The following is a 20,609-nucleotide window of genomic DNA, read 5'->3' as shown; positions in this document are numbered from 1 at the left end:
TAGGTTCAGCGAGACTGACTTGGTTTGTAGACGCGGCGGCGATTTAAAGGTTTAGTGGGTCTAAATCAAGAATCGACAACAAAGTATACAAGCCAAGGCCCTTACTATTTACAAAGAGTGCCCTTTGGGAGCGTGTTTTTGACTCGCTTTTTTAGTCAAACAATGGCCGCGTCAAACAACTTGGAAAGAGCTTGCTATTACACTGCGTTGTTTTCCTTGCTCTCGAATCAATGACAACGCTCTGAATCCTGCATCTTGAAGTCACTTGGGTATAGGTATAAATCAACCCTATGTGAACGAAAAAAGCCTCCCGGATGAATGGGAGGCTTAGAGCTTTCAGACGAACTAAATGTTGTAACCTTTTAGTTAATAGAAGGGGACTATTAACGTAGTAGCGACATTGCCATACCAGGCAGTTGGTTCGTTTGAGAAAGAACCGTTGTACCAGCTTGCATAAGCATTTGGTTCTTAGTCATGCTTGAAGATTCTGCTGCGAAGTCTGCATCCATGATACGGCCTTTCGCTGCAGTAGTGTTCTCAACCATGTTACCAAGGTTAGTCATAGTGTGTTCTAGACGGTTGATGTTCGCACCGAAGTCTGCACGAGAAGAACCAATCTTTTCAACTAGACCAGCAGCGCCACTGATTTTATCAAGAGCTGCTTTCGCTTTAGTTGCATCACCAACACCGTCAGTGATTGCTGCGTCAGCTAGGATATCCGTGATTTCAGTAATACCAGCACTTGCGTCTACAGATAGTGTTTCAGCTGAAGATGAACCGATTTGGAATGATACTGCGCCTGCACCGAAGCCGCCGCCTTTAAGAAGGTTTTGACCACCGAACTTAGTGTTGTCAACGATGTTGTTAAGTTCTTTAGTTAGCTCTTGGAATTCTTTATCAAGAGATGCGCGGTCAGTAGCACTGTTTGAACCGTTCAACGACTGTGTTGCTAGGTCGTTCATGCGGTACACGATGTTAGTCATTTCGTCCATCGCGCCTTCCGCAGTTTGCATCATTGAGATGCCGTCTTGTGCGTTACGCATTGCTACGTTCATGCCACGAGTTTGTGCTTCTAGTCGGTTAGCAATTTGCAGACCTGCAGCATCGTCAGCCGCTGAGTTAACACGGAAGCCTGTGCTCAAACGCTCCATTGCAGTGTTTAATAGACCATTTGTGTTGTTCAGCGTGTTTTGCGTAACAAGTGAAGCGTAGTTAGTGTGCATAGATAAAGCCATCGTAAGTCTCCTTGGTTTTCAATATCTTTTCAGGCCTCGGGAATTTCCCTGCTCACTAACAAGAGGCGGTTAATTGGTTTTAATGATTAATTAGAAAGTTAAATATTTTTTCCAAATGGCTCATTTTGATGGTTTTTGGTGATGCCCATTCCAGAAAATCGCTGATTTAGACCCAGTAGACCGTTAAATCGCCATCGCATCTACAAACTAAGTCCTTCATGTTTACAAACTAAATCAACCTCGCTGAACCCATCGTCTCGACACGACTGGGTATAAAAAAGGGCGAACTCTAAATTTAGAATTCGCCCTTATTGTTCTACGGCATTCTTACTTTATTCGTCATCAAACGATTGAAAAGACAGTGACGTAGGAATATCGCTGAAGTATCCGAAATAGTAACTCGCGCCTAATAAACGGTAGCGGTTGAGTTCTACTTGGCTTGCGACACGCCCTGCTACCCATGGAAATTGATTGCGACGTAGGAAGCGAGCAATAGGTAAAAACGCATGTTGATCTTCTTTGTTTTCTATCGTCACAGATAACTTAATCATGTCTGGCTCGAAATCCACAATATGCTCAAAGTGAATTTGATTTGTCGCGATCTCGAACCAGAGTGCAAAGGCGTTTTCTTTGAGCTGCTCAACCAAAGTACCAACGCGTTCGTGTAAGCAGAGCGCTTTATCTGCTTGCAGAGATGGCACGACATGTTGAAATCCTGCATTGTGAAACTGAATCATTTGCTCAAGAAAGTGCTCGCCAGGCTGCCAAAGCAGCGCATCAACATGAATTGGCACGACCACGTTGCTGATCAAATCGGGATGAAACGCTTCTAACTGAAATTGAGTTTGGCGAAGCGCGAGATACAAGCTGTAAAGATCTAAGCAAAACAGCATTTGCTGAGAAAGTTCAAATTGATACACGCTCTGCTCACCACGTGACCCAAAACGTAATGTGAGGTGTTGGTATTCCACCTCTCCTGTTTTCGTCTCACGAATTGCCTGACACGCATGCTGAATGTCATTGTGTTTGAGTGCATCAAACACCAGTTTATCGTCTTCCGTGACAATGTGTTCCTCAGCAAGGCAACACAAATAGTCGTACATCGCTTTGTTTGAGATGAGATTATCCAAGGTTACCTACCACGTTGATTTGTTTGTTTTCTGGAATTTCATTGTAAGACAGTACTGCCAACCCTTGGGTAAAGGTGCGGGCATAACGTGCCAGCAATGGTCGCAGTTGAGGCATCACCAGTAAAATTGGTGGCAGACCTTGCTGCTTAAGTTGTTGACGAATCAAGGGTAAATTCTGTTGGAACTGTCCAAGAATGTTTGGTTCGATCGGGAAACTGTCTAGCATGACCGTGCCTGCTGCTTGTGCTTGTTGCAGTGATGTCATCAACATCTGTTCGAGTTCGTCAGACAAGGCGTAGACGTTCAACTCGTTTTTCTGACCAGCAATTAAGTTGACCAAGGTGCGTTTGAGTGCGCAACGTACGTCTGCAGCAAGCAAAATTGGATCTTTGGTGTTTTCCGATGATTCCAACATGGTATTGGCGATGGTGCGAATGTCTTTTAGTGGCACTTGGTCAAGCAGAAGCTGACGATAAACCTTAAGTTGCTGGGCTGGTGTTAATGCTGCCGCTAACGCTTCAGCCAGTTTTGGCGCTTGTGCTGTAAGGCGTTGAGTCATGGCTTCTACGTCATCGTGCGTAAACAACTCTGCCAAATTGGTCTTCATGATCTTGCTGATGTGGGTGGCGATTACCGTACCATCGTCAACCACCTGATAACCCATATTCAGGGCTTTGGCTTTGTCTTGATGTTCAATCCAAACGGCTGGCAATTGGTAAGCGGGATCGCTTCCTAAAATACCATCAACTTCGCCATAGGTTTCACCAACAGCAATTGCCATTAAGCGTTCTGGTTCGATAAAGCCTTGTTCAATCACTTCACCATTTAGAGCGATGGTGTATTGATTTGGCTTTAAGCTTAAGTTGTCGCGGATACGGACTTCAGGCAGTAAGAAACCCACTTGTTCAGAGAGGTTGCGACGCACACCACGAATACGCTGTGCCAAAGGTGCACCTTGTTCTCTGTTGACCAAATGCACTAAGCGGTAACCTAGGGCAAGGGACAAAGTGTGAACGTGTGGAATATCATCCCAAGTTAGCGTGGTCTCTTCTTCTTGCATTGCATGAGAAAGCGCTTCTACTTGGTCAATTTGTGGGTCTTGGACGGGCTTTTTACTTTGTCGCCATCCAGCAAATGCCAATACTGCAGCAAAGGTGAAAAATGCCAAATGAGGCATACCTGGTACGATACCAATCACCACCATAATGCCAGCAACGGTGAACAAAGTTGCTGGTGTTGCCAGTAACTGCTTATGCATGGTTTCTGACATGCCATTGTCGCTGTCGTTGATACGAGTAACGATAATAGCAGCGGCAGTAGCAAGTAATAGTGATGGGATTTGTGCAACGAGACCGTCACCAATGGTCAGTAGGGCATAAGTCTTGAAGGCTTCGGAAGCAGGTAATCCGTGCTCGAATACACCAATACTGATACCACCAATGATGTTGATGAATAGGATCAGCAAACCTGCGACAGCATCACCACGAACGAACTTAGATGCACCATCCATTGAGCCGTGGAAATCGGCTTCGTTCGCGACTTCTTTACGACGCAGACGTGCAGTCTCTTGGTCGATCAAACCAGCGTTGAGGTCGGCATCGATCGCCATTTGTTTACCTGGTAAGGCATCCAAGGTAAAGCGAGCGGATACTTCAGAAATACGCTCACCACCTTTGGTGATCACGACGAAGTTAATGATCATCAAGATGATGAACACCACCATACCAACGACATAGTTACCACCGATAACCACTTCACCGAAGGCTTGGATAACTTTACCTGCCGCATCTCCACCGTTGTGACCTTCAAGCAATACGATACGCGTTGATGCTACGTTCAGTGTTAAGCGTAATAACGTCGCGACCAACAAAATAGTTGGAAAAACTGAAAAGTCGAGTGGTCGCTTTGCTGTAGTGCTGACCAGCAATACCAGAATCGCTAAAACGATGTTGAAGGTAAACAGCGCATCCAACAGTAATGGTGGTAGAGGCAAAATTACCATTGCCAAAACCATCAGCAAGACAATTGGAATTCCCATATAGCCTTTGGTGGAAGTTTGAAGTTGTTTTAACCGGTTAAACATACTCTCGTGTCCTTGGGTAAACGCGGGTTAATCAGTGTTGCAAATGCTTTGGAATTGAAAAGTGAGGCAAAGGTGTTGGTTCTTTTCCTTCCCCTTTACGAAAGGCTTTCAATTGCAAAACGTAAGTTAGAATGTGAGCCACAGCGATATAGAGCTGGCTTGGGATGGCTTGCTCAATTGCGGTGGTGTGATAAATCGAACGAGTAAGAGGCGGCGAGTTGATGATCTCGACCTTGTTCTCGCGGGCAATACGTTGAATGTGCATTGCGGTCTCATCGACGCCTTTTGCGACCACAAATGGCGCATCAGAAAGTGATGGCTCATATTTCAATGCGACGGCGTAGTGAGTCGGGTTAGTGATCACTACGTCTGCAGTAGGCACCATTTTGTCGATTTTACGACGAGCAAACTGTTGTTGAATTTGTCGAATACGTTGTTTGACTTCAGGGCGACCTTCGTTGTTTTTGAACTCTTCTTTGAGCTCTTGTTTGGTCATTCGTAGTTCCTTGAGGTGTTCCCAACGTTGGTAAGGAATGTCAATAACTCCAAACAGTAATAGAGCAAACCCCATCAGCAGTAGACCTTCGAACAAAATCGACATGATCAGAGAAAAACCTTGGCTCAATGGCAAGTTTTGCATACCAAGTAGCGGCTGCAAATGGTTGTCCAAGTAGCCATAGAGGATGCCGAAGATAACCAAAACCTTGAAGGTTGATTTCAACAGCTCAACGACTGAGCGAGTCGAGAAAATGCGCTTAATACCTGAGATAGGGTTGAGCTTGCTTAGCTTTGGCATCACGTTGGCTGGTCGAAACATCCAGCCACCTAGCACCATGCTACTGCCACAGGTCACAATGATGATCACCGTGAAAAGCGGTAACAGCATCTCAATAATGACAGCCAAACTTTGACCTAGGTGCTCGACCAACTGTTTTGGATTTTCTAAGTCCGCTTTAGTCAAGGTCATGTTGTAGCGGAATACGCCCGAGATGCTTTCCCAAATGCCATTCAGTTGAGAATAAAAGAACAGCGCTACCGCTAAAAATATCACAGCAGTCGTGAACTCTTTTGCGCGAGGAATCTGCCCTTCCTGGCGGGCTTTTTTTACCTTCTGGGGGGAGGCTTTCTCGGTTTTGTCTTGTGACGACTGATCGCTCATGAGCCCCCCAACATAAAGTTGTTCAGAAAACGAATCGTGTCATGCACCAATGCGGTGTAGCGGCTTGGCACGCCAGATACTGAAATCAAAACACTGAATAGACCTAATAACATGGTCATCGGGAAGCCGAGTGCATACACGTTAAGTGACGGGGCTGCTCGGTTCATCACACCAAAGCTGATGTTTGCAAGCAGCATGGACACGATAGCCGGTAGCGCTAAAGCAAGTGAAGAGGCAAACATCCACCCAAATATGTTGATAATGCCTTGAAGAGATAGAGCGGTAATACCTGAGCCGACCGGCCAAACGACAAAGCTCTGAATGACAATGTCGATAACCAACAAATGTCCTTCAAGTGCAAGGAACAGCAAAGTAGAAAAAATCAGAAAAATACGTCCAAGAATGGCGACCGAAAGTCCGTTCACTGGGTCATTCATCATCGCCATACCTAAACCCATCTGCAGAGAGATGACTTGACCAAGCATGGTAAAGACATTGAATAGCATATGCAGAATCAACCCAAACATCACGCCCCAGATTGCTTGCTCGAAAGCAAGAAACAGAGACGTCATAGAGAAGAGTTCGACTTCTGGCATGGGTGGCATCAGTGGAGCGGTGATCACCACAATAGAAAGGGCGAGCAAGCTGCGCACCCAAACAGGAATAAGTGCATCTCCGAAAAAAGGCATGGAGATAAACACCGCGCCCACACGGAAAAATGGCCACCAAAGTTGACCAAGAATCATGGACAATTCCGCGAACGAGATCGTCATTAGCCGATCATCCCCGGAATGTTGTGGAATAGGTAATCGAACAGCTCCATGATTTTTCGCAGCATCCAGTGACCTGCGAAAATCACCATAAGGAGTGTGACTAATAGACGCGGTAAGAAACTCAGTGTCTGTTCGTTAATCTGTGTTGCGGCTTGAAATACCGCAATACACAAACCAACAATCAAACCAGGTACAACAAGCACTGCCACCATCAGGATGATAAGCCATACTGCGTCAGAGAATAGAGTGACGGTTAATTCTGGTGTCATGATGTTCTCCCATCACCCAAAGCTGGCAGACAAGGTACCAACCGTCATCGCCCAACCATCAACAAGAACAAAAATGACCAGTTTAAAGGGTAGGGAGATGATCAGAGGTGACAACATCATCATACCCATTGCCATTAAGACACTAGCGACCACCAGATCGATGATCAAAAATGGAATAAATAACATGAAGCCAATTTGGAAAGCTGTTTTGAGTTCACTGATCACAAATGCTGGCAGTACAACAGCGAAAGAAATGTCTTCAACATTTTGATCTATTGGCTCATTCGCAATACGTAACATCTGCTCTAATGAGCTTTGGTGCGTCTGCGCTAACATAAAGCTTCTGACTGGCTTTTCAGCTACAGAAAACGCCTGAACCAAAGTAATTTCACCGTTGTCATAGGGCTTAAACGCATTGTCGTAAATGTCAGTCCAAACGGGACGCATAATTAGAATCGTCAGCGTCAAAGCAATACCCACCAACACTCGGTTTGGTGGGCTTTGTTGCAAACCTAAAGCCTGACGCAAAATTGCTAGTACGACGATAATACGCGTAAAGCTGGTGGCCATGAGGATAAACGCTGGCAAGAAGCTGAGTGCTGTCATGAGCAACAGAATCTGAAGCTTCACACTGTACTCTTGTTGTGTGTCGCCGTCGGAGACCGATAGGATCGTTAAGCCGTTGTCCGCCGCCATGGTTGGCAGTGCAAACAGTAATAAACCGAACACCACCATCGTCAGCAAAGATCGTCGACGCTGACAAACACTCAGAACATTCATTGCGCAATCCATCCGAACTTATCGACCTACACCGCTAAGTGCGGAGTCGTGTACATCAATAAGGCGAAGTCCATATTTATCGTTAACAACGACGACTTCTGCTTGTCCCATTAGCGACCCGTTAACTTTAACGTCTAGAGGCTCACCGTTGAGTTTATCAAGCTCAATGACGGTACCTTCACCAGCTTTCATCAAGTCACCTAACGGTATCTCTTTGCTCGCGACTTCAAGTGTTACGGTCACTGGAATGCTCTTGAAGAAACTCAAATCGCGCTCGGCAACAGGTTCAGCTTTAAAAGTTGGCTCAGTTTCAAAATCTTCCAACTGAAAATCATCAAAATTTAATTCATCGGCGTCGAATGCTGTGTTCTCTTGCGCTTCGCTCATCGCTGCGATTCCTTATCTGGGTTAAAAATCAAAACAAGCTGACCGTCTTGCTCGGCAACACGACCAGTGAAAAGGGTTTGGGGACCAATGCTGATAGGCACGGTATTTAGAAGCTCTATTGGCAAAATATCGTTAGGCTGTAGCCCCACAACGTCACTGAGCGCCATGGTTTTTTTGCTTAGCACGACGTTGAGACGAACGGGGGTGGATTCTAAAGAACGACAAAACGGCTGATACAGATCGGCATCGCTGTGCATTTCCAGCTGCTCAATCAGAGTTTGAATCATCGCACTGTCTAGCTTGAGGTGAATGGTGCCCTGATAGTCTTCAAACGCGATGGAAAGTTCGGCGTGTAAGCCAATTCCGCGTGGCGTTTCATACTCACAAAGTTGCCACATTTCTTGAGGAGCGAGCCAATTGGTGATGATTCGGCTAATCCGTTCTTGCAATCGTAAATCACTAGCGGTTAATGAGGTTGAACTGCGCTCTGTCGTTGCGCCGTAAAAACGGTCTGCTAACTTAATCAGAGTTTGCGAATCACCATGAACATACACCATGCCCTCATCTTGATGTTGGTAAGTGGACGTTTGGTCCTTATCCAACAGCGTTGGCGAGAACCGATGCAGCTCGACAGAAACTAAGCTCGCTTCGACTTTGTTTGAGCTGAGCCAATTTTGCAATTCATTTGTGAGGCTGGAACAGGATTCTGAAATCAAAATTTCGAGCTTTTCACGAATGATATGAATAGGTTTGCCTAATAATTCTACATCTAACAAATTGATGTCGGAAATAGGCTCGTTAACTTTGTTTTTCATCTATATTTTACCGTGCGTTAACAATCTAAACTGCTTCAACTTAATGGCGGCCAGTCTATACATAAAATTTAATGATCCTTTAGTGTCAACTTTGATTATTGTGACTTTAGTTCACATGTTGATTTGTAGGTAACTATATGCACTTTTAATGAAATTTAAAAAGAGTTAGGTTGTGGCTTATAAAATAGTTAATAAAAAATATAACAAGCGGAAGCTAAGATGGTGTTAATTCAACTATTTAGGGTTGAAAGATAATAAAATCATCTAACCTCATGCAATACAAACCATTTTTTGTTGGTCAAATTAAGTTTAAGTAAGAATGAACCCTGCTTTCGTGGGCGTTTGTTGACCAATTTTAATATTTCAGAATAGGGTCTTAATATGATTACCTATGCCAAATTTCCTAATTTGATGGCATATTTAATTAACCATTCTATGTCAGGGCTTTGTAAGATATACCTGGGCAGAAATGGCTTAATAATATTTTCAAGCTTATTTTCTATTGCACTATTAACCTTGTCTAATTCTTCAGTTGCTGGAGAAAAGATCACCATACCCATGGATCTTTCTAATTGGACATATAAAGGAAATAAGTTTAAGTGCAACTTGGTGCATTCAAATATTCCACAGGGGAAGTTTTATTTCCTAGCGGAACCAAATAGCCAAATTTCGTTTATTGCAGATGTTCGAAATAACAACAATAAATGGAATAGCGCGGTGCTAAGTAGTGAGAATGCTCCATGGTCTAATGAGCTTTATACGAAAGATGGGGCGTTGGTTGAGTATAAATTGGCGACGAATCGGTTTAAGTTTAGCCATGGTGCAGATGCATTACTGGAGCAAGTTGCTTCAGGTCGTTGGGTGACATTGTCACTTGACGGAAGTAATCCTTCCGCTATTAGCGCTGTAACGTTACCAACTATCCGAATGCAGAGTGCATTGGAGTCCTTCAACCAGTGCCGCGCTCGTTTGCCTAAGCTTTCGTTTTCCCAAGCACGCGATATCAATCTGCCATTTAATTTTGGTCAAAAGCAATTAAGTGTTAAGCAATCAGACACATTGGCCGCCTTATACAGTTATGTGTCTGTCGATGAGCGCGTCACTAAGATTTTGATCGATGGTTACACCGATAATGTAGGCTCTCAGCTTGCAAATTTAAGCGTATCACGTCAACGAGCCCAGCAAGTCGCAGATGCCCTTGTTGCGCTAGGTGCTGAGCGCAGCATGATTGAAATTCGTGCCCATGGTGCTCGCTACCCTATCGCCAGTAATAACACGTCAGCCGGACAAGCCAAAAATCGCCGAGTCACATTAAGACTGGTTCGAGACAATGAACGTGTGATTGCGAAAAATCGCCCAGAAGTAAAACAACCCCAACAAGAGAAGGTAAAGGTTCAATGATGACGAAAACAGATATTTTGTTGGTTGAGCCAAATGAAAACCTTGCTCAACCAGTGTTGGGTGTACTTGAGAATGCAGGATATTCGACAAAACACAGCCGCACTGGTCGTAGCGCACTTTTGCAAGAGCGTGCTTGTATCACTCTGGTGAGTTCTAACTTGCCTGATATGTGTGTGCGTGAGTTTGTGGCATGTCATCAGAAGCAGCGCAATGCTGGTGTCGTGATCGCTGTTGTCGATCAAGAACAGGGCATCTTAGCTGCGGAAACAATGAAGTCAGGCGCGACAGACTACCTACTTCGTCCGTTCGAAACCAACCAATTACTGAATTTACTTAAGCGCGTAGAAGCTTTAGGTAAGCCATTGGCAAACATCGTGGCGGAATCATGGCGTAGCAAACAGGTGCTTCAATTAGCTCATCGCGCAGCATGCACTAATGCAAGCGTCCTTATTACTGGTGAATCTGGTACGGGTAAAGAAGTGCTTGCTCGCTATGTGCATGAGCAATCTCCAAGAGCGGATGGACCTTTTGTTGCGGTCAACTGCGCGGCTATTCCAGAATCCATGTTGGAAGCGGTGTTGTTTGGTCATGTAAAAGGCGCGTTTACCGGAGCAACAAACTCACAAAGCGGCAAATTCGAAGAAGCCAATGGTGGCACCATTTTGTTGGATGAAATCGGTGAGATGTCGCCAGCAGTGCAAGCGAAACTACTACGCGTACTTCAAGAGCGTGAGGTGGAAAGAGTTGGCAGTCACAAAGCAATTCAACTGGATATCCGAGTGATCGCGGCGACCAACAAAGACTTGCGTGAAGAAGTGCAAAAAGCCACGTTCCGTGAAGACCTTTACTATCGTTTGGATGTGCTGCCATTGCATTGGCCGCCGCTGCGTGAGCGCAAAGAAGACATCTTACCGATCAGCCAATTTTTCATCGAAAAATACCAAGATGGCAGTCGTTGTCATCTGTCCCAAGATGCGATTTCAGCACTGAGCCAATATCACTGGCCAGGCAATATTCGTGAACTCGAAAACGTTATTCAACGCGCTTTAGTCATGCGTCACGGTGATTACATTACCGCCCATGACTTGATGTTGCCGATTGAATTGTTAACACCAGTCCAGTCTGTTGAGCCTGTTTCAAGCTTTGGACATGTCGAAGCGAAGAAGCAAGCTGAGTTTCAATTTGTTCTAGATAAATTACGTCAGTTTGGTGGAAACCGAACCAAAACCGCAAACGCATTGGGTGTCTCTACCCGTGCGTTACGTTACAAGCTCGCGGCAATGCGCGAGCACGGTATTGATCTACAGTCGGCGCTTGGCTCGGCTGCCTAAAAGGGGAAAACAAAGATGGCAAGTCAACCAACCAATGCGGTTTCAGCAGAGCAGCTAATGCTGTCAAAAATGGAGGTGATGCGAACACAAGCTCAACCTCCGGAATTTGTGGTAAGTGCAAACCCACTTGATCAGAAAACCTTGAATACTCCAATTTCTTTTTCACAAGCGATGACGAACGTGCTCGATACGGTCAATCAACATCAGTCAGTCGCAAGCCAGAAAATGACGGCTGTAGAAACTGGGGCAAGTGATGATTTGGTCGGGGCAATGATTGCAAGCCAAAAGGCGAGTCTCTCATTCAATGCTTTGATGCAAGTGCGCAACAAAGTCGTGATGTCATTTGAAGATATTATGAAGATGCCGGTGTAATACATGTCAGAACTATCCACTCAAGTCGCCGGTACTTCTGCAATGCATACTGGCACCACTCAGTCATTCTCTTCAAGCAATGGAATGGATGACGTTACAAACAAAATCAAGCAATTGTGGTCAAGCAGCCAACGCAACCTGGTGTTGTCTGCTGTATTGGCTGCTATTGTTGCCGCGCTCATTGTGGTCGCGCTTTGGAGTTCTTCTCAGAGCTTCCGTCCTCTATATAGCCAGCAAGAGCGCTTTGATATTGGCGAGATTGTGTCGGTATTAGAAACGGAAGGCATCAGCTACCGTATGCAAGAGCAAAATGGACAAGTGCTGGTTCCTGAAGGTGAGGTTGCACGTATCCGTATGCTTTTGGCTTCAAAAGGGGTAAAAGCGAAGCTGCCAACGGGTCTTGATTCATTAAAAGAAGACAGTTCTCTTGGTACCAGTCAGTTCATGGAAACTGCACGCTACCGTCATGGTTTAGAAGGTGAGTTAGTGCGTACTATCATGTCTCTAAACTCAGTCGCAAACGCACGTGTGCACCTTGCTATTCCTCGTCAAACCCTGTTTGTGCGTCAAAATACGGAAAACCCGTCGGCTTCGGTCATGCTAGAGCTTAAACCGGGTGAAGACCTTAAGCCTGAGCAAGTTGAAGCGATCATTAACTTGGTGGTTGGCAGTGTGACGGCAATGAAGCCGGAGTTTGTCTCTGTCGTTGACCAATACGGTCGCCTACTGAGTGCAGACGTTGCTTCTGCTGAAGCTGGTAAAGTGAACGCCAAATACCTTGAATATCAAAAAAACGTTGAGAAACAGATCATTCAACGTGCCGCTGACATGCTGACCCCAATCGTGGGACCAAGTAACTTCCGTGTTCAAGTCGCGGCAGATATGGATTTCAGCCAAGTTGAAGAAACGCAAGAAATCCTAGACAACGCTCCAGTGGTCCGTAATGAGCATACGATTCAGAATAACTCAATTGACCAAATCGCTCTTGGTATCCCTGGTTCATTGAGCAACCAACCGCCAGTCACCGGTGAAACGCCAACGAATGACAGCCAGAACTCAAACGCGCGTTCGGAGATCAACCGTCAATACGCAGTGGGTAGCAGTGTTCGTCGTACTCAATACCAACAAGGTCAGATAGACAAATTAAGTGTTTCGGTCTTGCTGAATTCACAAGCGGCGCCGGATGGTGTGGCTTGGAGCGAAGCCGATAAAACGCAAATTTCGACCATGATCATGGACGCAGTTGGTATCTCAAACGCTCGTGGTGATAGCTTGAGCCTTATGAGCTTCAACTTCACTCCAATCGAGATTGACGCGCCGCCGGCAATGCCTTGGTGGCAAGACCCGACGGTACAGCAGCCTTTGCGTTACGTGATTGGCGGAATGTTGGGTTTGGCGATGATCTTCTTTGTTCTTCGTCCGCTTATCATGCATCTCACAGGTGCAGACAAACCTGCTCCTGAGCTGGAGTTTGCTGAGCCGCAAATCGAACCGGATTACGACAACCTACAAACTCGTGAAGAGCGTGAGCGTGAAGAAGTGCTCAATCGCAAACTATCAGAGAAAGGGATTGCCGTTTCGTCTGGATTGGATGTTAACAGTGACATGTTACCGCCAGCAGGCTCTCCACTTGAGATTCAATTGAAACACCTACAGCTTATTGCCAACGAAGAGCCAGAGCGTGTAGCCGAAATTCTGAAACAATGGGTAAACATCAATGAACACAGCGCCGTTGACGTCAAAACAGACGCTTAGTTATGTAGAACAAACCGCCCTTGTGCTACTGGGGATGGGAGAGGACGCGGCTGCGAAAGTGCTGCAAAACTTTACTCGTGATGAAACCCAGCGTGTGACTCGCGCAATGGCGAAGTTAAATGGCATCAAAAGTGATTCGGCTCGTGGTGTCATCCAAAACTTTTTTGAAGATTTCCGAGAGCACAGCGGCATTCGTGGCGCGTCGAAAGAATACTTGTCCAATACGCTACGTAAAGCGTTAGGTAACGATTTGGCAAAGGGGTTGCTCAACAACCTGTATGGCGATGAAATTCGCAATAACATGCAGCGTTTACAGTGGGTAGAGGCGGAAACGTTGGCACGATTTATCGTCAACGAGCACCCACAGATGCAGGCTATTTTCTTAGCTTACCTACCGGCGGACAGTTCTTCAGCCGTATTGAAGCACCTGCCGCAGGATTACCATGATGAGATCTTGTTCCGTATTGCTCAGTTGCAAGATATCGATCACCAAGTTGCGAACGATTTGCACGAGCTTGTAGAACGTTGCATTGACAAGGTTTCTGCTAGCCAAACCACGCCTTTGTCTGGTGTGAAGCAAGCGGCAGACATCATTAACCGATTTGAAGGTGACCGCGCGTCCTTGATGGAAATGCTCAAACTGCACGACGAGGATGTTGTGAATGAAATCGAAGAGAACATGTTCGACTTCATGGTGCTGGGTCGTCAGCGCGAAGAAACCATGGATGCACTGGTTCAACAGATCCCATTGGAATTGTGGGCTGTGGCATTGAAAGGCTCCGAGATTACTATGCAGCAGGCAATCAAACGTTCTATGCCTCAACGTATGGTTAAAGCGTTAGAAGACGATATGGAACTGCGCGGCGCTGTGGTATTGAGCCGAGTGCAGCGTGCACGTCAGGACATTATGCAGCTAGTTCGTGAGCTCGATGAGTCGGGCGAAATTCAACTGCTACTTTACGAAGAGCCAACGGTGGAGTAACGCAATGGCAGACAAAGCACCAAATACCATGCGTTTACCCCCAAGTGGTTACCGTTTACATCGCTTTCCACCTTTGGCACAGCCAGTAAATATTGAAGATGACTTCGCGCTGGAAAATCAAGGTTGGCAAGATACTCAAGCTGATATTCAGCAACAGCTTGAGGCTGGCTTTCAACAGGGTTTACAGCAAGGTCATGATGAAGGTCTACGTCAAGGCATTGAGCAGGGTAAACAACAAGGCTTGCTCGATGGACAAAAAGAAGGCTTTCAAAAAGGGTTTATTTCTGGAGAGCAATCTGGAAAGCAAGGTTTTATGGAAGCGGCGAAACCAGTGAATGAGTTGTTCCATGCTCTGTCTCGTTGGCAGAACGAAAAAGAACAACAACAACGTCACATGATTTGCGAGTTAGTACAAAAGGTGGCGCAGCAGGTTATTCGTGCTGAGCTGACCTTAATGCCACAGCAAATCTTAGCCTTGGTTGATGAAACGCTATCAGCAATGCCGGGCAAAGCGGAGAGTGTGATTGTGCATTTGAATCCGCAGGATTTAGAGCGTATTAATCAGATCAATGCAGATTTGCCATCAGCTTGGAAGTTGGTTGCAAATGCCGAGTTGCCTGTGGGCGGTTGTCAGCTTGTCACCGAAGATGCCGAAGCTGATGCGAGCTGCGATTCACGCTTGGAAGCTTGTATGGACAACGTAAAGCAGCACTTGCTTGATGAAGTGTCGATTCCGCAGGTTGAAACCGAAGATGAATAGCACCTTAAGCCATGAAGTATTAAGTGAGCGTTTGAGCGATGCATTAGCGTCGCTCGATTCAATTCCCGTTGCGAGAGTGACAGGGCGATTGATCAAAGTAAATGGTTTGATGCTTCAAGCCGTTGGCTGTCGTTTCAAACTGGAACAACGTTGCCTAGTTGAAACCGCAGAAGGGGATATGATCGAAGCGCAAGTGGTTGGCTTTGATCATACCGTCGCCTACTTAATGCCTATTCGCCGTTTAGGTGGCTTATTTGCTGGTGCCAAAGTCATTCCACTGGATGGAGACAGCACGGTACAGCTTAGTTCGCAATGGTTAGGGCGGGTGGTCAACGGATTAGGTGAACCGTTCGATGACGGTGCGCCACTTAAAGGGGGAGATCGTGTTTCACTTGAACCTAAACCGATCAACCCACTTAAACGTCGCCCGGTCGATACGCCTCTTAATGTTGGCGTTCGTGCTATCAATGGTTTATTGACCGTGGGTAAAGGGCAGCGCATTGGCTTGATGGCTGGCAGTGGTGTCGGTAAAAGTGTCTTGATGGGAATGATCACGCAGAACACAGAGGCAGATGTGATTGTCGTGGGTTTGATTGGCGAACGTGGTCGAGAAGTCCGCGAGTTTATTGAACGAAACCTAACACCAGAAGCTCGTCAGAAAGCGGTGATTATCGCCGCACCCGCGGATGAATCGCCACTGATGCGATTGCGCGCCACATTACTTTGTCACCGAGTTGCTGAGTACTTTCGTGACCAAGGTAAAGACGTATTGCTCCTGATGGATTCTTTGACGCGTTATGCGATGGCGCAGCGAGAAATTGCCTTGTCTTTAGGTGAGCCGCCAGCATCACGAGGTTATCCGCCTTCGGTATTCAGCGTTTTGCCTCAGCTTTTAGAACGAGCGGGTAACAGCGAAAACCCGCATGGCAGTCTGACCGCAATCTATACCGTGCTTGCCGAAGGTGATGACCAACAAGACCCTGTGGTTGATTCTGCTCGTGCAATTTTGGATGGGCACGTGGTGTTGTCTCGTCAATTGGCTGAGCAAGGGCATTACCCAGCGATTGATATCAATGCTTCTATTAGCCGTTGTATGAACGCTTGTACTTACGAAGCGCACAGCACGATTGCTAATAACTTCCGTCAGCTTTACTCCAACTATCTGCAAGTTAAAGAGTTATTACCACTGGGTGGCTATCAACCAGGGCAAGATCCTGAGTTGGATCAGTCGGTTTCTATGTATCCGCAATTGCGTGCTTATCTACAGCAGTCTGCAAATGAAGCCGTAGACTACCCAACCAGTTTGACGGCGTTGGCGCAGATGTTCCAGAGTGAGGCGCAATAAGGTTACAGCATGGAGTCCAAACTAAAAGCGGTTGGTAAGCTGCAGCAAATGGAAGAAAAGCAGCGTGATAGAGTGGGGCAGCAGCTCGATGTGATGCGGCAGCGTCACTCTCATCTTGCGATGCAGCTAGAGCAGCTTTCTGAACTCAAAAACCATGCGGGTCAATCCGCCCTTGCAACACCTGTGCTTAATAGCGCGACGCTGATGAACTTAAATCGCGTTGATCACATGCTACAAAAAATGCTTCACCACCACGAACACGAACAAGCCGTGATGCAAGCAGAATGCGCTTCGGTACAAAAACACCTTGAGTACAAACATGCCCGAGTGCAGGGGCTAGAGAAAGTGTTGGAACGTTGGCGCAGTAAACAAAATTATGAGAAAGCCAAGAAAGAGCAGAAATTGATTGAAGACATCATCAATTCCCGCCTAAAACGCAAACCGCTATAAAGTTGCGAACTCTGGCGCTGGTAACTGTTCTTTCTTGTCTTGGTGGTCAAAGAGGTTCGCTAGGTAACGACTCAGCGGCATAGGCTTTGCGACGCCATAACCTTGTGCAAAGTTGATCCCCAAACTGCGTAATATCTCGCTATGTTCTGCGGTTTCTACGAACTCTGCGACGGTTTCTAAGTGCATTTCTTTCGCAACCGTCGCAATGGAACTGACGATCAATCGGTCGGTTTCACTCTTAGTGATTTCACGTACAAATGCCCCTTCAATCTTCAGAATATCTAATGGCAGGCGGCGCAAATACGCAAAGCTAGCGTAACCAGTACCGAAATCATCAATTGCGACTTTACAGCCGAGTTTGCGTAACAAGCTTAAGGTTTCAATCGCTTGTTGTTCATTGATGAGTGCTGAAGATTCGGTAATCTCAAAGCAAATCTTTTCCAACGGTACATTAAAGCTTTTGGCACTCTCTATAATGCGAGAGGCTAGGTTTTCTGCACTTAGGGTTTTCGCGGTAAGATTGATCGCGCAATGCCCAATGTCATCCCAGTTTTTTACCTTGTCCCCAAGCATTCGAAACGTGTTGATGATCACCCAGTGATCAAGTTTTATCTCTAATCCGAATTGGTTGATCAGAGGAAAAAATGCCGCAGGTGAGAGCACTTTTCCGTTTTGTTCTTTTAGGCGTAACAACACTTCAAAACTGTGCTTAGTTTCTTCGACACCTGAGAGCTTCATATATGGTTGGCAGAACAGTTCAAACTGCTCGCGCTTAAACACCTGTTGGATATGGTTGAGTTTATCGACGCGGTCCATTTCGAACGATTGTGCGTTAATCCAATGAATACTGCGATCGCTTTGAGGTGGTTGATCACACAAAATCGACACCACCTTTTCAATGTCTTGCCCGTGATGAACGACGGTACAAAATATCGTTGGCGAAACAAGAGCAACAGAGGTGCCACGCCAATAGAATTGAAAGCTCTCTAGATACTCCACGACTTCTTGCAACTCTTCCTCTGCGAGGTCTGAGTAATGAGTAAAACTCAACAACCCTGTAGAGAAAGGTGGGCGGTAGCAGCGATTGATACTGTCGTTGCGAGAATAAAGAAACTCACTCAGTTGCATGATTAATTGCGATTTACCCTCATGACCGAGGTCTGTGAGCATAGAAAGCGTTGGCGTCAGATCAAGATAGAGCAACAGGGAATGGCGTTGACGACTGATGTCTTCTTTTAACTGGGCGATGTTGGACAAGCCTGAATACGGGTCAATCCGCTCTGAACGAATCTGTCTTTGTGTCATCTCGAACAGCTTCACTGAATAGCCACCGAGTAAATACGCCAAGGTAGTGAGCACGGTAATGATGATCAGCAAACCATAGAACTGTTTGTCACCAATTAAGCCTGCGTTGTAGTGGCTGATACTGTCATTAATGATCAATAAAATGAACGGCGCGCCAACAAACAGTGGGCGAATGAGTCCGTGCTTAGCTAAACCAATCACGACAAGAAGTACGGCAAAGAAGCTCAGCGAGTTGAGCATGAAAGAAGATGAAGAAAGTACCGCAGTAATAAAAATGGCAATACAGCTTACTAGCCATGTTATGTAGCCGCGACAGCGGAAGTTTGAAACTCTTAAACGCTTGTCTAAGGCAAGATACGATTGTGTGTCAGTATCGGTGAGTAAGCTCACCATGACGTACAAAATAGGTGTCACCAACAACTGAGTTAAGTAATTCCCTAGTGTGGCATAGAACAAAAAGTCCGGACTTAGAAATTGGCCATCAACAAAGGTGTTGACCAACATCATCTTGATCGTATTAGCGAACGGAAATAAGCACCCAATGACGACAAAGAATAAAGTGATCCTTTGCTCTGCGGGTTGATAGAGGGCACGGTTGTTGAGGTAATGAAACAAGCTAGAAAATGCGAAAGGCAACAATGGAACAGTGAAAGCGTAAAGCAACGCATGTTCGAGTGTTCTTCCGGTCCAAAAATAATAAGCGAATAACCCGAGTATTACTGCAGGCAATGCGCGCCATTGATAACGAAGAAAACTCACTATCATGACGGAGCTGACGGCAGAAATTAGCTGAAAGGAATCTTGCTCAATAACAAACATCTGCGACAGCGCAAAACCAGCAAACACGGACAATATGACGCCAAGAGTCAAAAACAGCATCGCTGAAATACGGCGACTCGATGCAGCATTATTCATGGACTTGATCTGAAAGTAGTTGGGTAGCCGATAATAACAGGATTATCGGCTTAAGATGTACTGGAAAATGATAAGTTTTAGAGTTTTTATTCTAAAAATTGTAAGTAAGGTTTAAGGCACGTGCTACAAGGGCTGACGGCGTCTGACCCAAGCGAATAAACTGCCAAGAGTGACCAGTCCGAAACCAAGTGAACCGCCACTGCTTTCACCACTGTTATTATTGCCAAAATCATTGCTGGTGGTGTCTTCCGGATCGAACCCTGAATCCCCTTCGCTATGGTAATCCTCGCTTGCAGCCAGGGCGGCGTTGTAGACCGTTTTTACTCCGGAACTGGTTTGCGCCTCGACCCAAGAAGTGTAATTGAGTACTTCTGTAAATACGCTAGGAATAGCGGGAGACTCGCAAACCGAAGATCCGTAGCTCACTATGCCGATCTGTTGATAATCCCCGTTGCTGTCTTGATAGGTCAAAGGACCTCCAGAGTCCCCTGCACATATCCCAGTGTAAGTTCGGTTAGGGAAGCCATTGGCGCACAAGCTTTCTTGTGAGTTAAAGCCTGAAACAAGTGAGGCACACTGTAAATCTGTTAAGGGTTGGATTTCTGCCCAGCGTAGATAGTTAGGGCCTGATGTATCGTTCGTTGAGGTTTGTCCAAGCCCAAAGATTTGATATACCGTCTGCTCACTGTAGTCGCCAAAGTCCTGTGGTAGTGTGATGGATTGGACGTTGTCGGTAATTGGACGCGTGAGCTCCAAGACAGCAATATCGTTAATCCAAAGGTCATCTGGATCGTAGTTTGGATGAATGGTGATAGCTCGCACGTCTTTAAATTCTTCCACAAACACATCGTTCATGGTTGGGTTTTTCACCAACACGCGAAGATCGTTGATTGTCCATCCGCCAGTGAAGACACTCGGTTCTACACAGTGTGCTGCGGTCATGATGTACCTGTCATTAACGATGGTACCACCGCAAATGTTGGCAAACTGACTGGAACCCGTACGGTGTAAAATGACGCGTGCAAAGAAAGGGAGTTGGTTGGCTGTAGCTTGTTGTCCGCCAATAATAAAAGGTTTCACGTCAGGTGAACTGACTTCACCCATCGTTTCGGCTGAGCTAGAAAGTGGGGCAATGAGAACAACGCCACTCATAAAGAAATGATACAACCTCATAAAGCCATCCTTGGATTTCAAAAGCACTCTTTTTACTTTATACCAATTCCGGCATTAATCTATTCACTCGTGATGCAAATAAATCCACGTTATACCCAAGTAACGTCGAGATGCTAGGTTCAGCGAGAATGACTTGGTTTGTAGACGCGGCGGCGATTTAAAGATCTAGTCATTCTAAATCAAGAATCG

19 protein-coding genes are annotated in these 20,609 nt (G+C 45.9%); 8 read left to right on the top strand and 11 right to left on the bottom strand.

Annotated elements, in window-relative coordinates:
• Positions 1–383: 383 nt before the first annotated feature.
• From lafA to MHO32_RS24170, 9 genes are all read right to left on the bottom strand, one after another.
• On the bottom strand, positions 384–1,235 hold the full coding sequence (gene lafA / locus MHO32_RS24210) for a lateral flagellin LafA (RefSeq protein WP_009696363.1): 852 nt from the start codon (positions 1,233–1,235) through the stop codon (positions 384–386).
• A 332-nt stretch (positions 1,236–1,567) separates the two neighbouring features.
• Positions 1,568–2,338 carry a diguanylate phosphodiesterase gene (locus tag MHO32_RS24205; RefSeq protein WP_443088425.1) on the bottom strand — a complete coding sequence of 257 codons (771 nt, stop codon included), beginning with the start codon at positions 2,336–2,338 and terminating at the stop codon, positions 1,568–1,570.
• A gap of 19 nt (positions 2,339–2,357) precedes the next feature.
• A complete protein-coding gene (gene flhA / locus MHO32_RS24200; protein ID WP_239214605.1) occupies positions 2,358–4,448 on the bottom strand; it encodes a flagellar biosynthesis protein FlhA in 2,091 nt (696 codons plus the stop codon).
• Positions 4,449–4,479: 31 nt separating this feature from the next.
• Entirely contained in the window at positions 4,480–5,607 is a 1,128-nt protein-coding gene (gene flhB, locus MHO32_RS24195; protein WP_047516189.1) for a flagellar biosynthesis protein FlhB, read from the bottom strand.
• A complete protein-coding gene (fliR, locus tag MHO32_RS24190) occupies positions 5,604–6,380 on the bottom strand; it encodes a flagellar biosynthetic protein FliR (protein ID WP_005448682.1) in 777 nt (258 codons plus the stop codon). Before fliR ends, flhB begins: the two co-directional genes overlap by 4 nt.
• Positions 6,380–6,649, bottom strand: a complete 270-nt coding sequence (gene fliQ, locus MHO32_RS24185; RefSeq protein ID WP_005448684.1) for a flagellar biosynthesis protein FliQ — start codon at positions 6,647–6,649, stop codon at positions 6,380–6,382. Before fliQ ends, fliR begins: the two co-directional genes overlap by 1 nt.
• Positions 6,650–6,661: 12 nt before the next feature.
• Complete coding sequence (gene fliP, locus MHO32_RS24180) at positions 6,662–7,429, bottom strand: flagellar type III secretion system pore protein FliP (protein WP_005448685.1); 768 nt, start codon at positions 7,427–7,429, stop codon at positions 6,662–6,664.
• Between the two features lie 18 nt (positions 7,430–7,447).
• The gene (gene fliN / locus MHO32_RS24175) at positions 7,448–7,816 is read right to left on the bottom strand and encodes a flagellar motor switch protein FliN (RefSeq protein WP_005448686.1); all 369 of its coding nucleotides are present in this window, start codon (positions 7,814–7,816) and stop codon (positions 7,448–7,450) included.
• The gene (locus MHO32_RS24170) at positions 7,813–8,631 is read right to left on the bottom strand and encodes a FliM/FliN family flagellar motor switch protein (protein WP_239214602.1); all 819 of its coding nucleotides are present in this window, start codon (positions 8,629–8,631) and stop codon (positions 7,813–7,815) included. Before MHO32_RS24170 ends, fliN begins: the two co-directional genes overlap by 4 nt.
• Positions 8,632–9,012: 381 nt before the next feature.
• Between MHO32_RS24170 and MHO32_RS24165 the strand changes: the two genes are divergently transcribed.
• From MHO32_RS24165 to fliJ, 8 genes are read left to right on the top strand one after another with little or no spacing between them, the layout of a single operon-like run.
• Positions 9,013–10,032, top strand: a complete 1,020-nt coding sequence (locus MHO32_RS24165) for a MotY family protein (RefSeq protein ID WP_239214587.1) — start codon at positions 9,013–9,015, stop codon at positions 10,030–10,032.
• The gene (locus MHO32_RS24160) at positions 10,032–11,363 is read left to right on the top strand and encodes a sigma-54-dependent transcriptional regulator (RefSeq protein ID WP_026138187.1); all 1,332 of its coding nucleotides are present in this window, start codon (positions 10,032–10,034) and stop codon (positions 11,361–11,363) included. The genes MHO32_RS24165 and MHO32_RS24160 overlap by 1 nt, the downstream gene beginning before the upstream one ends.
• 15 nt (positions 11,364–11,378) lie before the next feature.
• On the top strand, positions 11,379–11,735 hold the full coding sequence (gene fliE / locus MHO32_RS24155) for a flagellar hook-basal body complex protein FliE (RefSeq protein WP_005448690.1): 357 nt from the start codon (positions 11,379–11,381) through the stop codon (positions 11,733–11,735).
• A 3-nt stretch (positions 11,736–11,738) separates the two neighbouring features.
• Positions 11,739–13,490: a flagellar basal-body MS-ring/collar protein FliF gene (gene fliF / locus MHO32_RS24150; protein ID WP_005448691.1), complete on the top strand. Its 1,752-nt coding sequence runs from the start codon at positions 11,739–11,741 to the stop codon at positions 13,488–13,490.
• On the top strand, positions 13,453–14,472 hold the full coding sequence (locus MHO32_RS24145) for a flagellar motor switch protein FliG (RefSeq protein ID WP_005448694.1): 1,020 nt from the start codon (positions 13,453–13,455) through the stop codon (positions 14,470–14,472). Before fliF ends, MHO32_RS24145 begins: the two co-directional genes overlap by 38 nt.
• Positions 14,473–14,476: 4 nt before the next feature.
• Entirely contained in the window at positions 14,477–15,232 is a 756-nt protein-coding gene (gene fliH, locus MHO32_RS24140) for a flagellar assembly protein FliH (protein WP_005448696.1), read from the top strand.
• Positions 15,225–16,577: a flagellar protein export ATPase FliI gene (gene fliI, locus MHO32_RS24135; protein WP_239214585.1), complete on the top strand. Its 1,353-nt coding sequence runs from the start codon at positions 15,225–15,227 to the stop codon at positions 16,575–16,577. Before fliH ends, fliI begins: the two co-directional genes overlap by 8 nt.
• Before the next feature lie 9 nt (positions 16,578–16,586).
• On the top strand, positions 16,587–17,027 hold the full coding sequence (gene fliJ, locus MHO32_RS24130) for a flagellar export protein FliJ (RefSeq protein ID WP_005448699.1): 441 nt from the start codon (positions 16,587–16,589) through the stop codon (positions 17,025–17,027).
• Here the strand turns inward: fliJ and MHO32_RS24125 are convergent.
• Positions 17,022–19,247 (bottom strand): EAL domain-containing protein, encoded by a 2,226-nt coding sequence (locus MHO32_RS24125; RefSeq protein ID WP_239214575.1) that lies wholly within the window; start codon positions 19,245–19,247, stop codon positions 17,022–17,024. The genes fliJ and MHO32_RS24125 overlap by 6 nt on opposite strands.
• Before the next feature lie 123 nt (positions 19,248–19,370).
• Complete coding sequence (locus MHO32_RS24120) at positions 19,371–20,399, bottom strand: S1 family peptidase (RefSeq protein ID WP_009696355.1); 1,029 nt, start codon at positions 20,397–20,399, stop codon at positions 19,371–19,373.
• Between the last annotated feature and the right edge of the window lie 210 nt (positions 20,400–20,609).

The sequence above is a fragment of the Vibrio sp. MMH1-50 genome, assembly GCF_022347645.1.
GTDB lineage: Bacteria > Pseudomonadota > Gammaproteobacteria > Enterobacterales > Vibrionaceae > Vibrio > Vibrio harveyi.
This window is presented reverse-complemented; position numbering and strand designations above follow the sequence as displayed.